Annotated in this window: 11 protein-coding genes; 6 read left to right on the plus strand and 5 right to left on the minus strand. The window is 48.8% G+C overall.

Features of this window, described 5'->3' with window-relative positions; translation table 11 throughout:
* The first annotated feature begins 134 nt into the window (after positions 1 to 134).
* The 3 genes from NC981_RS19110 to bchB all read left to right on the plus strand — a co-directional run bounded on the left by NC981_RS19110 (position 135) and on the right by bchB (position 3,944).
* Positions 135 to 1,058, plus strand: a complete 924-nt coding sequence (locus NC981_RS19110; protein WP_348244392.1) for a GAF domain-containing protein — start codon at positions 135 to 137, stop codon at positions 1,056 to 1,058.
* A gap of 220 nt (positions 1,059 to 1,278) precedes the next feature.
* A complete protein-coding gene (locus NC981_RS19115) occupies positions 1,279 to 2,055 on the plus strand; it encodes a MinD/ParA family protein (protein WP_190378268.1) in 777 nt (258 codons plus the stop codon).
* 362 nt (positions 2,056 to 2,417) lie between these two features.
* Positions 2,418 to 3,944 carry a ferredoxin:protochlorophyllide reductase (ATP-dependent) subunit B gene (bchB, locus tag NC981_RS19120; protein ID WP_348244393.1) on the plus strand — a complete coding sequence of 509 codons (1,527 nt, stop codon included), beginning with the start codon at positions 2,418 to 2,420 and terminating at the stop codon, positions 3,942 to 3,944.
* 104 nt (positions 3,945 to 4,048) lie between these two features.
* Here bchB and NC981_RS19125 read toward each other — a convergent pair whose 3' ends face one another.
* Complete coding sequence (locus NC981_RS19125; RefSeq protein WP_348244394.1) at positions 4,049 to 5,623, minus strand: peroxidase family protein; 1,575 nt, start codon at positions 5,621 to 5,623, stop codon at positions 4,049 to 4,051.
* A 568-nt stretch (positions 5,624 to 6,191) separates the two neighbouring features.
* Between NC981_RS19125 and NC981_RS19130 the strand changes: the two genes are divergently transcribed.
* Together NC981_RS19130 and NC981_RS19135 are read left to right on the plus strand one after the other, a co-directional pair.
* Positions 6,192 to 6,704, plus strand: coding sequence for a hypothetical protein (locus NC981_RS19130; RefSeq protein WP_348244395.1), 513 nt, complete (start codon positions 6,192 to 6,194; stop codon positions 6,702 to 6,704).
* 280 nt (positions 6,705 to 6,984) lie between these two features.
* The gene (locus NC981_RS19135; RefSeq protein WP_348244396.1) at positions 6,985 to 7,275 is read left to right on the plus strand and encodes an RNA-binding protein; all 291 of its coding nucleotides are present in this window, start codon (positions 6,985 to 6,987) and stop codon (positions 7,273 to 7,275) included.
* A gap of 210 nt (positions 7,276 to 7,485) precedes the next feature.
* Here NC981_RS19135 and NC981_RS19140 read toward each other — a convergent pair whose 3' ends face one another.
* The 3 genes from NC981_RS19140 to NC981_RS19150 form a co-directional block, all read right to left on the minus strand.
* The gene (locus NC981_RS19140) at positions 7,486 to 7,740 is read right to left on the minus strand and encodes a hypothetical protein (RefSeq protein ID WP_348244397.1); all 255 of its coding nucleotides are present in this window, start codon (positions 7,738 to 7,740) and stop codon (positions 7,486 to 7,488) included.
* A 173-nt stretch (positions 7,741 to 7,913) separates the two neighbouring features.
* Entirely contained in the window at positions 7,914 to 9,002 is a 1,089-nt protein-coding gene (locus tag NC981_RS19145; protein WP_348244398.1) for a hypothetical protein, read from the minus strand.
* A gap of 263 nt (positions 9,003 to 9,265) precedes the next feature.
* Complete coding sequence (locus NC981_RS19150; RefSeq protein ID WP_348244399.1) at positions 9,266 to 10,048, minus strand: hypothetical protein; 783 nt, start codon at positions 10,046 to 10,048, stop codon at positions 9,266 to 9,268.
* A 296-nt stretch (positions 10,049 to 10,344) separates the two neighbouring features.
* Here NC981_RS19150 and ggt point away from each other — a divergent pair, with 296 nt between their 5' ends.
* Positions 10,345 to 12,042 (plus strand): gamma-glutamyltransferase, encoded by a 1,698-nt coding sequence (gene ggt / locus NC981_RS19155; protein ID WP_348244400.1) that lies wholly within the window; start codon positions 10,345 to 10,347, stop codon positions 12,040 to 12,042.
* Between the two features lie 330 nt (positions 12,043 to 12,372).
* Here the strand turns inward: ggt and NC981_RS19160 are convergent, their stop codons facing one another.
* Positions 12,373 to 14,337, minus strand: coding sequence for an FAD-dependent oxidoreductase (locus NC981_RS19160; RefSeq protein WP_348244401.1), 1,965 nt, complete (start codon positions 14,335 to 14,337; stop codon positions 12,373 to 12,375).
* Positions 14,338 to 14,362: the final 25 nt, after the last annotated feature.

Below are 14,362 nucleotides of genomic sequence, written 5' to 3' on the forward strand. Positions count from 1 at the left end.
TGAGCAGTTCACTTTCAGAATGCCCATTGCAATCCGAGAAGACCCAAACTTTCAAAAGATTACGAACAGAGAATTCTACTTCTGTGAGAAATGGGCATACTAACCTAACTCAGCCCCACAATGTAGCTCAGCAAATGGTACGAGTTAATTTAAAGCGTGTTCTCAAACAATCAGAAGCAACGATCGCGGCATTAATCAGTACGCTGAATCTGCCTGTACAAATTCAGGATGACTCTGGAAAACTGTTGCAGGGAAAGCCAGATCCGGCTCAAACTGAGAAATATCCTATATTTGCAGGCGAAAGACTGCTTGGTTGGGTTATTGGCGCTCAAGATACACAAATCATCGCGACTATTTTGACCGACTTTTGTAATCGAGAATTAGAACTCAAAACGTTAGCCGATGAAGTGTTAGACCAGTACCGTGAAATTAACTTGCTGTATAACCTGTCTGAAAAGCTCACAACAAGCTTAGACCTAACGATCGTCTGTCAAACCGTTCTCACCGAAGTCCGTAAATTAATTCCTGCCACGGCTGCTTCAATTTTGCTCACGGATTCAGCGAATAAAGCAATCAATCGCACTTTTAGCTTTGATCACGTCGAACAGTCTACGATCGAACGCTTCACCGCAACTGTTCTTACAACGGCAAAAGGCGAAATTGTCAACGAAGTTGCGATCGATGCAAGGTTCAATCCCTCTTCTACTGAATCGCAACTGATTCAAGCGCTCATCACCGTTCCGCTCAAAACCGAGCAAGGCGTAATTGGTGCAATGAATGTAATCCATCACCAAGCAATCCATTACACGGCTCAACACCTTAAATTGCTTTCTACTGTATCGTCTCAGGCAGTGCAAGCGATCGCAAATGCTCAATTCCATCAACAGCAAGTGCAACAAGCAAAAGCCCGCGAAGAAAAACTGAAACAGCAATTACAGGAACTGCGTTCTGAGGTCGATGCTGCAAAGCGATCGCGACAGGTCACAGAAATTACTGAAACTGAGTATTTCCAACAGCTACAGCAACGTGCAGGACAGCTACGAAGAAACCGTCGGTAAACTTTCGGAATGTAATCTATAGCGATTCTAAGTCAGTTACACAGTGACAAGTGGGGTGTCATTCCCTTTTCAGTCCCCTACTCCCTACTCCTTTTAGCGTTCACGGCTCAAACAGGATCGCTATAGTTGAAACTTGATGAGCCAAGTTCTCCTGATAGTTTCATCGCGAGTTTTCCCATACTAATAGCAACTCACTTAGGCATACAAGGCATACAAAGTCATGTCTCAGATCATCTCCATTCATTCGTTTCGGGGCGGCACGGGCAAATCTAACCTCACCGCGAACATTGCCACTGCTGTTGCCAGCCAAGGGAAGCGGGTTTGCATTGTTGATACCGATATTCAATCACCGGGGATTCACGTCATTTTCGGCTTAGACGAAGAGAAGATGACATACTCGCTAAACGATTACCTCTGGGGAAATTGCACCCTTGAGCAGACTGCTTATGATGTAACTAATCACCTGAAAGATGCAAGCGGAGAATCGGCTACGATCGCTGGCAAAATCTTTCTAGTTCCTTCCAGCTTAAAGGCAGGCGAAATTGCTAAGGTTCTGCGCGAAGGATTTGATGTTGGGCTTTTGAATGATGGGTTTCAGGAGCTTTTGGATCGGTTAAACCTGGATTTTCTATTCATCGACACACATCCTGGTCTGAACGAAGAAACGCTTCTGTCGATCGCAATTTCTGATGCAATGGTTGTGATCCTCCGTCCTGATCGCCAGGATTATCTAGGAACAGCAGTGACGCTAGAAGTTGCTCGCAAGCTAGATGTTCCCAATCTCATGCTGCTTGTGAATAAGATGCCCAAAGCCTTCGATCGCGAGACCATTCGACAACAAGTAGAAGCAAACTACGAAGCAATGGTAGCAGGACTATTTCAAGAAAACGAGGAAATACTACAGCTTGCTAGTAGTGGCGTGTTTTGTTTACAGTACCCAAACCATCCGTTTACGCAAGAAGTTTATGCTGTAGCAGAAAAACTGATGATGTTCTAAAGACTGTTTAGAGCATGAAATGAGCCAGCCTTCATCCTGGTACGTTTTCCTTGGAGACTGATGCTATTTTAACCACCTTGAGTTCGGTAATCATGCTGTACAATCACCGAACTCAAGCCAAAGCCTGATCGGTTTTTCTACAAGATACTCAGTAGAGAAATGTGTCGATAGTCTAAGCAGTGTTAAGAATATCCTGAGTCTGATTTTGCTGTAAGCCTCGCTTGACGGGAGGTTAAGGCTGTTTTAAGCGAAATTCGATCGCGTAACACATCACAAAGCAAGTGCCAACGCATCCAGTTCCTTTGCGACAATGCTAAAGCAGTTCTTATACCCTTCACTGCACGATAAGGGAGACACCCGTTATGAAATTAGCTTACTGGATGTATGCAGGCCCCGCCCATATTGGCACACTCCGCATCGCCAGTTCCTTTAAAAACGTTCATGCCATCATGCACGCGCCGATCGGCGATGACTATTTTAATGTCATGCGATCGATGTTAGAACGCGAACGCGATTATACTCCAGTCACAACTAGCGTGGTCGATCGCAATGTTCTCGCCCGTGGATCGCAAGAAAAAGTTGTGGATAACATTACGCGCAAAGATGCCGAAGAACATCCCGATCTGATTGTCCTAACTCCCACTTGCACATCAAGTATTTTGCAGGAAGATTTGCAGAACTTTGTGGAGCGGGCACAACTTGAAGCCAAGGGCGATGTGATGTTGGCCGATGTGAATCACTATCGGGTGAATGAACTGCAAGCCGCCGATCGCACTCTGCAACAGATTGTGCAGTTCTATATTGCAAAAGCTCGTAAGAAAGGCGACTTGGTGACTGAGAAAACCGAAAAGCCTTCGGTGAATATCTTCGGACTCACCACGCTTGGTTTTCATCACAATCACGATGCAACGGAACTAAGGAAATTGATGGCGGACTTGGGAATTGAAGTGAATGCGATCGTACCTCAAGGTGCAAGCGTTCACGAACTCAAAACGCTTCCCCGTGCTTGGTTTAACCTGGTTCCGTATCGCGAGACAGGCTTGCTTACTGCTGAATATCTCAAGCAGGAATTTGGGACGCCCTACATCGACATTACCCCGATGGGAATTGTTGAAACGGCGCGTTGTATTCGCAAAATTCAGCAAGTGATCAATGAGCAAGGTGCAAATGTCAATTATGAGCCGTTCATTGATCAGCAAACGCGGTATGTGTCACAGGCAGCTTGGTTTTCTCGATCGATTGATTGTCAAAACCTCACAGGTAAAAAAGCGGTTGTCTTTGGAGATAGCACACACGCTGCTGCAATCACCAAAATTCTTGCGCGTGAGATGGGAATTCATGTATTGCTAGCGGGAACCTATTGCAAGTATGATGCGGAATGGTTTAGAGATCAAGTCGGTGAATACTGTGATGATGTTTTAGTTAGTGAAGATCACGCGCAGATTGCTGATGCGATCGCCCGTCTTGAACCTGCTGCAATCTTTGGAACCCAGATGGAGCGCCACGTCGGCAAACGGCTGGATATTCCCTGCGGTGTGATTGCGGCTCCGATTCACATTCAAAACTTTCCGGTTGGATACAAACCATTTGTGGGTTATGAAGGCAGCAATCAGATTGTGGATTTGATCTACAACTCGTTCACCCTGGGAATGGAAGATCACTTGCTCGAAATCTTTGGCGGTCACGATACGAAAGAAGTGATTACTAAATCGGTTTCGGCAGAATCAGATCTCAGTTGGAGCAAGGATGGACTCGCGGAATTGAATCGGATTCCGGGATTTGTGCGGGGTAAGGTGAAGCGCAATACTGAGAAGTTTGCCCGCGATCGTAACATTACCCAAATCACCGCTGAAGTGCTTTACGCCGCAAAAGAAGCGGTTGGCGCATAAACAGAAATTCCCGCGATCGTCGATGATGGGATTGGCGATCGCGGGAGTTCAATCATCCACTGCATTTGAATCGTTAGGCTGCGATGTCACTTCCAGGCAAGAAGTTACGCTACCCCAGCGAAGGTCAGTAGATCGGTCATCGTGAAATCGCCCGTGGTTCCGTCCCGTCGCGGCAGCGTCGGCTTCCAGCTCGGTGCCTTGAGGTATGACCCCGGTGTGTCTTCTAGCAGTCCGAAAAAAACCTCGGCGATGATCCGGCTTCCGACCTGCCCCAGCCGTTGCCCATCCTGCTGGAGCAAGGCTTCCTTCAACACGTAGTACCAGAGCGGTGTGCTGGTGTCGAACTCAAACTCCTTCAGTTCCTGCAACTCGATCGCCGTCAGCGGGGTATAACCGAACGCCTTGGCGATGTCTTGTCCGGACGCGAGTCCATGCTGGAGGTGCCGCTCCAGGTTCCGCCCCGCAAGCGACACGCGGCGGTCACCCGGATCAACCAGTCCCGGACCAACTGGCAGGTCGAACATCGGCGAGGAGATAAACGGGTCAATCCGCTTGTTCTTCTTAACCTTGTCCCGGACAGTCCCTGTAGCCGGATCGATCTCCTTCGTCCCGAATTGAAAGAACGTGTCCCACTCAACGAAGCGGCGGGCAGCCCGGCGACCCCCCCGGAGGTCGTTCGGATCTCCCTCTCGAGGATCAACCCGGGCATCGAAGATGGGGGCTCCAAACCCGATATTCACCTTGTACCCAGGGCGAATCTGGCTGTGTCCGAACCGATAGGCAGCAACTTGGAACTCACGGGGAATCTTCTGTCGCAGAGACCCTGTGTAGAACTTCGGTCCGTTGTTTCGGACATCGGCGAACACGGCCGGGTCGAGGGTCACGGCGAGGAACTGGTTGACGACGATCCACTGGTAGTGTCGGCAGACCTCCAGGCGGACTAACTCAAACAAATCTTCTGGTGTCTTCGATCGGTGCGATGGAACCAGGTAGTCGGTGACCTCGTTGTGAAACTTGAGGAACGCCAGGTGGAGCTGGGAGATGATGACGTTTTCGTCATTGCGCGGGTCGGCGATGATAGCCCGTTCCTGGCTCGTCCGTGGCAGGTCGCGGGGGGCATCGAAGTCGACGAAGAATTTGATCGGAGCCCCCCGGTCAAGTTCGGACGCACGATCATAAAGTAGCCGGTCTTCCCGTGGCCCGCGGCCATACACGCTATCCAAGTCGAAGAACCGCGATCGCAAGTTTGGGCTGGCCGTCTCCCCACACTTGATCGGCTTCGGATCGAACGTCAGGTCATGGTCAATGAACTGTCCAAGGAAGGTGAACCCGACGGTCATATCCGGGTTCTCATTGTCGACGTTGCGTTCCGCCAAAGTCGGATCCGGGTGCGGCGTCTTTTCGTCGTTCGCGGCGAGCGGGTTGGTGACGGTGACACGAGGGTCGTGGGCGTTCATCAGCCCCCCCTCCATCAGCCCCTCCTTCGTCCGCTTCCCCTTTGAGCCAAGTTCAACGACCCGCGAGATGTACGGCTCTTCACACGGCGCGAAGGGACGTAACTTCGGGAACAACTTGTTGAAGGCGTTCGGCACGTCTCGGATTGGGGGTGGCGCGACTCGATAGAGCGAGTCCTGGAACATCCGCACGTCTTGCAGGGGGCTACTCTCTCGCTTGCTCATTGTAATTAAATCCCTTTAAATGCAACTGTGAAATGCAAATGTGTAATTACGGCAGCCGGAAATGCAGCGTTAGTACGAGGCGGTGTAGAATTTCTTTTACAAAGAAGTTCCTACTCATAATTCAGTTGTGGCGGAATAGCTTAAAAGTTGCAATTCTAGCTAAGCAGTTCTGGCTAAAATGCTTTGCCAGATGCAGAGTTTACAGTTAGTTAGAAGTTTTGAATTATTGCTAAATTATTAGCTATGAAACAAAGCTTTTCAACCATTTCTTACCTTTCTGTACATAAATCAGTAAAACTCAATCCAAAACTTGGCAGTTTGCAAAGAAGTTTTAATACTGAATTTTTCTAGCTTCAATATAAAGGCGCACGCGCACCTCTTCTGAAATATCAATCTAATGTTCTGCTTCACCCATCGCTAGTAATCTCTCGAACTTAACCAATAATGCTGATAAATGCTAATACAGTTGGTGTACAAAGCGAGTTGTTATGCGGCGACAATATAGTCAAAAACAATATAGTCAAAATAAGTGGCTATATTGTCGCTGATTCGCAGTGGAGATTAGCTTATGTTTAGGCAACAGTTCTTACGCTTGGATGAATTTACTAGAGCAGAACGGCTTGGAATCACTGATCGTGTAAGTGAGGCGATTAATCAAGCAGGAGCCTGGATTACCGATTTCCACCTGTACTCAAATATTCTAATCTGTATTAACTTCCAGGTTCCGATCGCTAATTTGGACAAACTCTCTGCAAAGCTGAAGGAGACAGGGTTAGAGTTGAGCCAAGAGAGCCTGAAGCAGCTCATGCCTGTTCATGACTCGATGCTGAAAGAGCAAGAGCTAGTCGGGACATTGCAAATTACCTTTGTACACAACGAACCCGACTTGCTCCGAGATGTACCTGCTGTTCCAGGGCAAGGATTGGAGAAACTGTGTTCAAACATCCAGACCGGCATTACCTCAGTAATATTTTTTGCGATTGGCTTATCAACCTTCTGTCTTGTAAAACAGAAAACTTTTAGGAACTTCCACACCTGTAAATTAAGCCGCATAACGACCCAGCTCACCGGACGTGAATAGCTATAACTATTGCATCTCAACCACCGCTTTGCGGCGTTCCGGTGCAGCGACTTGTTAGGCTACCCATCAACTATAAGTAAAAATACTCACTAAATAAATTTCGTTGATCTCATAACCTCAAAACACCCAGAAGCTTTTTAAACGTGCTAGACTGATTTCAGAGCATAGATATCGGTTAGCAACATTTGTTTCTAGTATTAACGAGTTTTCAAGTTTTTCCATTGACAGACTTCTCTCCGAAAATTTACTCTACACATCCTTTAATCTTTGGAGACAAGCTATGTCAATTTATGTAGGCAATCTGTCCTATGACGTTACTGATGCCGATCTGACTTCTGTATTTGCAGAATATGGATCCGTAAAGCGAGTTCAGCTTCCCGTAGATCGTGAAACTGGTCGTATGCGCGGCTTTGGCTTTGTAGAAATGGGTGCAGATTCTGAAGAAGCGGTTGCCATTGAAGCACTAGACGGTGCGGAGTGGATGGGTCGCGATTTGAAGGTCAATAAAGCCAAGCCCCGTGAAGATCGTGGCGATCGCAGAAGCGGCAATAACTTCTCTCGTAGCTACTAAATATCGAAGCTGAGTTAGTAGTCTGCCTGTAGAGGTTAGACCTAACCAAGAAGGGTTCAAGCAGAAATGCTTGAACCCTTCTTGGTTCTAACTCAGCAATTTGGGGATGCTTAATTCATACCGCAAATCAGCCTAACGGTTCGGGTCAGCGGTTGCCAATACCTCTCATCTCACCCAAGCGGCTTCGGTCAACCCGTTGCACCGCAGTTGTTATACTGCGCGACCTAGGGTAGACAGCACCATTTCAAACAACTCATTTGACCTACTTGCACGTCTGATAACGCGAGGTGTAACGACTTCAGAAACAATATCTGCGGCTATTTTTGCTGCTTTCGCAGCACTCTCACGATTTGTATCTCCATCAGAACGAGACGCGGCTGCCGCTGCCAAAGTAGCAGAAACTTCAGCCTGTTTTCTCTTTAAAGAAGCCTCAAATCCAGCTCCTTTCAGGGATAACTCACCCAAACTTGAGAAGAAATCACGTAAGTCTCAACCAAATCGGATCAGGATGAACAGAAGCACTGCTGGCCAGATAAGGACGTTTAGCAGTTTCGTAACAGCATCTCTCTAGCTGAATTGGCTTCGGGGGTTGGTTTCTTAGGCTGCCTTTCACAAAATATTCGCAATCTAACGATCGTTCATTGCGGCTTGCGAATTTCTGCCGTCAGTCCGCGATTTTTTAATTCTTGGACTTTCTTTTGGGCAGCTTCTTCACTCAAGGTTGCTGCAAGCTGAATCTTACCGTCAGAGCGAACAAAGGCATCGGGTACCACTTGACGGGCGGTTGCTAAAGATTGATCTCCGGTAAATGGAATTTCAACTTTGTACTGCAAGCTTTCGGCTGCGGTAGGGGGAGAGGGATTCGGGGTCTTTGGAACAGTAACCGAAGGTAGCAGCATCGAAGAGCTTGTCACCGGAGCAGGAGACGGAGACGCAGCAGGAGCAACGATCGCGCTCGGTGCAGCAGGCGATACGGTCGGAGACGGGCTGGGAGAAGGCGCGATCGCAGCAGGTGAAGGCTTTGTTCTGAGTGCTGTTAGCGTGTCGAGTCCCAAGTCGGAAAACTCATCACGATCGAGGCGCGGAGAAGTCGGAAGGCTGTTGGATGCGGTTTCTTGGGGGGCTGATGTTTCTGTGGTTTCGGGCTGGGTTGTTTTTTGAGCAATGCCACTCAGAGCTGAGGGATTCATAATCCCATAGCCCAACATGGCGCTAGAGAGAAGCAGCGTCAGCATCGAGCCAATTCCAAGCGGAGTCGATAAGCTTTGCAGAAATCCGCGCTCGACCTCAACTTTGGCTTCTTCGCGCTTGAGGCTTTTTAGCAATTGCTCAGACGATTCGAGGTAATCTTCAGCAGGCGCTTGCTCACCGGGGTTGGCAATCTCAAAGAGGGCGGCACCTGCGATTTCTGGCTCGTAGGGAATCATTGCGCTCTCGTCGGTGTCTGCTGTGGAGATCGATTGCTCCGACATAGAAGAGGCACCGAGATCGAACGAAATCGCTTTTGGAGGGGCTTGAGGGATAGCAGGCGCTTCCGCCTCGTTTGCTGCTGCGAGTTCGAGCGGTTTTTTCTGCGGTTGCTTTGGACGCAGAACGATCGGGGCAACGCTTAATCCCGCACGTTGCCGACGATAGCGCGTGAGTTCATCTTCTAGGCGCAAATCTAGACAGCTTAGTGCTTGTTGCAGCTTGGGGTTTAGGGGAGTTGCGGATCGACCGTGACGCATAAGGTAGATTCCTCGATTGAAAGCCGTGATTCTTCGTTCGATGAAGCAAGATTTTGAAAATCTGAGATTTCAGTGTAATCGAGAGTGTTGCGATCGTTGCAAAAATATTCTGGTGACTTCCTGCGTTAAAAGATTGTATCAGTTGCGCGATCGTGAACTTGGTATGATCGCGCGGCTCATTTTGCTTTCTGTGCTTCGGTGGATTTAAAGCTTTGCAAAGGTTCGCTCTACTGTTTTGAACGTAAAGCGAACCGAACTGGAACTTATGCTTTCCGAGTTGCAAACTGCTTCAATGTGCGTTTGCCGTTTCGCAGACCCCAAGCTGCAAGCAATCCAGGCAATGGTGAAAAGGCAAAAGGAACAGGGACGGGGGGAGGGGGATCGATCGCCACCCCGGCGACAGTATATAATCCGGAAGGTGCACCAGCGTAATTGAGAGCAATGGTACCAGATGAACTTGATATCACAGGTAGAACATAGCTCTGCAAGGTTCTGGTGCTGTTGCCAACTTGGTTGTTAATAGCAAGCGTGTCTGCTGGCGCAGTCTGGAGAAAGCTTTGAGTGCTAGCGCCAGTAATGGTGACAGTTTGCTGTGAAACTCCACCCCCCCGCAGACCAAAGGTGTAAAGACCATAGGAGGTATTCGGCAGCAAATTTGAGAAGGTTAGCTGTAGTGTTGCGGGTGTTGCGCCATTGCTGAAAGCATAAAAGTTAGACCTTAAATTACTCAGCGAGGGAGCATCGCTAGGAATCGAACTCGACGCAGTATTGACGGAAAATGGCGTGGGGGAACCAGAGACGGTAAGACTGACTCCAGTTGGCGTTCCTGAGTCGTCTATAAGATTGCTAAAGGTTCCCGTTGTAGTTACTTTAGTCCAGTTGGTTGGAGAGGGATTTACACTCCCTCCAAAATTAATCCCTACTAAAGCAAGGGCTTGCTCGGACAAGAAAGACCATACGGCGATCGCACCAAATGATGCTAAGCCCAATTGCAGTAGAAGGGATCTGCGAGGCTTCAGATCCATCGAGACTTTTGTTTTCAACATATGATTCTCAATTCGACGAACACAAGGCGACATAGCCGAAATAACGCAGCTTTTCCAAGGAAAAACGTTTGACTTTGGACTATACCGCGTCCTAATTATTTCCATACTGGCTAATTCTGTCCTACGCAAATTCTTGGAAACATTGGATTGAATTTGCGTACATACAGGCTTAATACTCGTATATTTACTACTGCTTAAGTAGACTTTCTGGCAGTGCCTTGAAATCTTGCGGTCTACTTCACAGTATGCTAAAGCACTACTGAATTTTGCCGATACCGCATCTTTTTACAACTTGCATGATGAAGCGCTTTTTTCTTTCTGGTTTGATTGCTATCAGTGTTGTGATTCCAGTGCCGATCGCCCGATCGCAGTCGGTTCCGCTCGATCGTACTCGTCAAGGCATGGTCGCATCCGCTCATCCTTTGGCTTCTCAAGTTGGGCTGGATATTCTCAAACGGGGAGGGAATGCGATCGATGCAGCAGTCGCGACAACGTTAGCAATTTCAGTGGTAGAGCCGTTTAGTGCGGGGATTGGGGGCGGTGGATTTCTGCTGTTTTATCAGGCGCGGAACAATGAGATGAAAGCGCTTGATTTTCGCGAACGTGCCCCGATTAAAGCAACCCAGAATTTGTATTTAGATGCTCAGGGGAAAGTGCGTCCGAACGCGAGTACGGATGGATACCTAGCTGTGGCGACACCGGGAACGATCGCGGGTCTTTATCAAGCGCACCAGAAGTATGGAAAATTGCCTTGGAAGACGGTGGTTGCGCCTGCGATCGTTCTGGCGGAATCTGGATTTGCGGTGAGTTATCGATTCACCCAAGCAACCGAATCGCGCAAACTTCAGAACGCGGAAGCCCGCAAGATTTTTACGCGCAATGGCAAGCCGTATCAACCGGGGGAAATTCTCAGACAGACGGAGTTAGCCGCGACTTTGAGGGCGATCGCTCAAGATCCGAATAGTTTTTATCAGGGCAAGATTGCGAGTGCGATCGTGCGGGATATGAGAGCCAATAGGGGATTGATGACGCTGGAAGATCTCAAGCAGTATCGCCCCATTTGGCGTGATCCCGTTTGCGGCAATTTCCGACAAGCGCGAGTCTGCTCGATGCCGCCGCCTTCTTCGGGTGGAGTGCATTTGCTTCAGATTCTCAATCTGATTAGCGATACTGATCTTAAATCGATGGGTTGGCGTAATCCTGATGCGTTGCATTTACTGATCGAATCAATGCGAATTGCTTACGCCGATCGTGCGACTTATCTCGGTGATCCGGATTTTGTCAAAGTTCCGGTTTCTGCGCTGATTAGTCCTGAATATGCCAAAATTCGCCGCCGAGAAATCGATCCGAAAAAGGCTGCAACTCAAATTAAACCAGGCGATCCAGCAGTTTTACAAAAGCTATCGCGAGAATCAACGGAAACGAGTCATTTAACAATCGTGGATCGCGATCGCAATGCCGTTAGCCTCACTTTTACAATCAATCTCGGATTTGGTGCGGGGATTGTCGCGAAAGGAACCGGAATTGTTTTAAACAATGAAATGGATGATTTTGCGATCGCACCGAATACCCCGAATGCGTTTGGCTTGGTTGGAGGTCAAGCGAACGCGATCGCACCCCGGAAAACCCCGCTTTCGAGCATGACTCCCACAATCGTCACCGAAAATGGAAAACTCAAAATGGCGGTCGGTGCGCCAGGTGGCAGTACGATTATCACAACCGTTCTGCAAACCATTCTCAATGTTCTGGTGTATGACATGGATGTGCGTCGAGCGATCGCAACCCCACGCATTCATCATCAATGGCAACCGGATCGATTAATGGTTGAGCAATGGGGACTTGATCCACTCACGATCGCAGAATTGCAACGTCGAGGACATCAAATTCAACAACGCGGAAAATGGGGAAATGCAAACGCGATCGTGGTTCAGCCGGATGGGTCGATCGAGGGTGCGGCTGATCCGCGTGGAGAAGGCGTTGCAGCCGGATATTAAGTTCGCGTGAGTTCGACATAAGTTCTTGGCTGCGTTTGGAGCAGTGGGCAGCCCCCTAAATCCCCCACTCGTGGGGGACTTTGAAAGGTAGGAAACCTCCAAAACTTGGGGAATTGCTCTTTATCTAAGTCCCCCATTCTGGGGGATTTAGGGGGCGAACGGACTCAAATCGAAGCGAAAAACTCATCGAACTAAAGAGAGATCGAGTTCCTCAAATTGCTCCCAACTTAAATCGTGAATGACTTTTGCGGCTCTCGGATGAGACGGTAGCAGCGACGTTGCCATTAAATCCTCAACTTTGGTTGAAAAAGCTATTCCGTATAAAGACTATTATTTCCAGTTCTGCCAATTTGTGTTCAAAATCGAAGTCCCTGGAAACGCAGTCGGATTATTGTTTGCATTTAAGCGCTGTTGCAATTTCTCTAAATTCGGGCTGGGATTCGGTAAATTCTCCACCAGTTGAAACGGTGCAATGCCAGTTTCCAGCGAAAAAGTAGCCGTGGTTCCCGCCGCCGCACCCGCAGACCATTCGATCGAATGCACCCGATACGCTGCCGCCGCAATATGGCTCATCGCAATGCTTTTCCCCGTAACCAGCAGATTGTCTAGCTTTTGCGGAATCATCGATCGCAGTGGAATCTGAAATGGATAGGTTTCATCTGCACCCTGCCGCTCTCCCGGACGCTCTTGATTGCCTGGTTTTTCAGGCGGAGAAGTCACCATACAAGGGTGAAAATCAAGCGGATAATGTCCGATGCCGACACTATCTGGATAAATGTGCGATCGACCCAAGGTTTTCACAGTTTTCGGGTCAATGCGACCCCGAATCACGTCGATCGTTCGGAGTCCCGCGATCGCCGTTGCCAGATTGCGAAATGTGCGATCGCCCAAATTCTGATAATACTCTTCGCTAAAGTCTTTTCGAGATGCCGTGACTTCATCGATCGCAAAGCCTTCTGCATATCCGTAAGCCGGTCGCCCAATAATCCGGCGAGATTCACGCATATAGGGATATTTGGATAACCCATGCGCTGTGCCCATTGGGGAATCGAATCCAGTCAGATAGCGCAAATTTGGAAAAGGCTTCTTGGTCGAGAGTTTCGCATCCGTTGTGCCCGAATGAAACCAGTGGAAAAAGCCGATCGCTTGCTCTTCACCGCCGCGCAATCCGTCCACGCGCAACCCACCGAGCCAATTCCCCGAATTCAGTTGCCCAGAAGCCCGCAGTTGTTCACGCGACAAAATGTAGTTATCCAGGCTTGTTCCAGGTGCGTAATCGTTGCCCCAATTCCAGTTTTGCATTGAAATATCACCGGGATTCACCGATCGACTTCCTGCGCCCGGAACCTGACTTTGAATGCGGCGGTAGGTGAACACCAGTTCAGGTGTCTCTGCATAACGCTGGTCATTAAAGCTGTAGGACTGTGAGTAGCGGGGGTAAAAATCGGGAGGTGTCGCAGGTTGTGGAGTTGCGGTTGCCTCCATCGCAAAGGTGTAGGTGTAGCCTTGCGGACAGTAAGGATAATCCGTTTCGCTCGACGACGAGGGATTAACATACGATCGTGCATCTAACCCTAAACGGTAAGGCACATCGGTTAAAGCAACGAGTTCGCCGGTTTCGGTCGCCTCGATCACATACCATTTTCCTGAAGCCGGGGGAACGAACTGAATGATTTTCTTTTGCAATAACGGCGAATCTTGCTCGGTATAGCTATCGACGATCGTTTGTGATAAAGGATAAGTATTGAGGGGTGCGGCGTTGGGCGCGGGTCGGTGCTGAATCGCACGAATCGATTGAATTTGCGACCCAGTAGTTTCGATCGATTTTGCGACTGTATTTGGAAAGAAATAAAGCTTGCCTTTGCCTTCTTTTGCTGCTTCTCCTAACATCATTTGTAGAATTTCGTGTCCCTCTTTCGGCATAAAACACACGAGACTCACCCAACAAGCTCCCGGATTTCTGCTCCCATTTTGCGCTAAAATTTGCTGTCGAAATTCGGTGTAGCCGCGTGGAAAAAATAGCCGCGATCGCTGCGTTGCTCGCTCATCGAGTGCGGAGGTTCCTTGAGCCGAAACTTGCCCACCCATCCAGTCAGTAATCTCTGTCAGGCAAACGGTACGCCCTGCCTTTAATGCTTCGTAAGTTGCCGCGACTCCTGCGGTTCCAGCGCCCACGACGAGAATTTCACAGTTGACTTGTTGATCAATTGATCGAGGTGTGGCCGCCTCAACAAGCCGAGCCGAAAGTGGAAAAAATAGACTAAAGCCAATCCCAACTCTTAGAAAGAACTTCATCAGTGCGCCGTCCTTGCATTACTTT

The organism is Leptolyngbya sp. DQ-M1 (assembly GCF_039962505.1).
Lineage (GTDB): Bacteria > Cyanobacteriota > Cyanobacteriia > Leptolyngbyales > Leptolyngbyaceae > Leptolyngbya.

What these genes read in the sequence shown, in the direction of transcription:
- NC981_RS19110 (WP_348244392.1), top strand. Translation starts at nt 135, where the DNA reads ATGGTACGAGTTAATTTAAAGCGTGTTCTCAAACAATCAGAAGCAACG.
- NC981_RS19115 (WP_190378268.1), top strand. Translation starts at nt 1,279, where the DNA reads ATGTCTCAGATCATCTCCATTCATTCGTTTCGGGGCGGCACGGGCAAA.
- bchB (WP_348244393.1), top strand. Translation starts at nt 2,418, where the DNA reads ATGAAATTAGCTTACTGGATGTATGCAGGCCCCGCCCATATTGGCACA.
- NC981_RS19125 (WP_348244394.1), bottom strand. Translation starts at nt 5,623, where the DNA reads ATGAGCAAGCGAGAGAGTAGCCCCCTGCAAGACGTGCGGATGTTCCAG.
- NC981_RS19130 (WP_348244395.1), top strand. Translation starts at nt 6,192, where the DNA reads ATGTTTAGGCAACAGTTCTTACGCTTGGATGAATTTACTAGAGCAGAA.
- NC981_RS19135 (WP_348244396.1), top strand. Translation starts at nt 6,985, where the DNA reads ATGTCAATTTATGTAGGCAATCTGTCCTATGACGTTACTGATGCCGAT.
- NC981_RS19145 (WP_348244398.1), bottom strand. Translation starts at nt 9,002, where the DNA reads ATGCGTCACGGTCGATCCGCAACTCCCCTAAACCCCAAGCTGCAACAA.
- NC981_RS19150 (WP_348244399.1), bottom strand. Translation starts at nt 10,048, where the DNA reads ATGTTGAAAACAAAAGTCTCGATGGATCTGAAGCCTCGCAGATCCCTT.
- ggt (WP_348244400.1), top strand. Translation starts at nt 10,345, where the DNA reads ATGATGAAGCGCTTTTTTCTTTCTGGTTTGATTGCTATCAGTGTTGTG.
- NC981_RS19160 (WP_348244401.1), bottom strand. Translation starts at nt 14,337, where the DNA reads ATGAAGTTCTTTCTAAGAGTTGGGATTGGCTTTAGTCTATTTTTTCCA.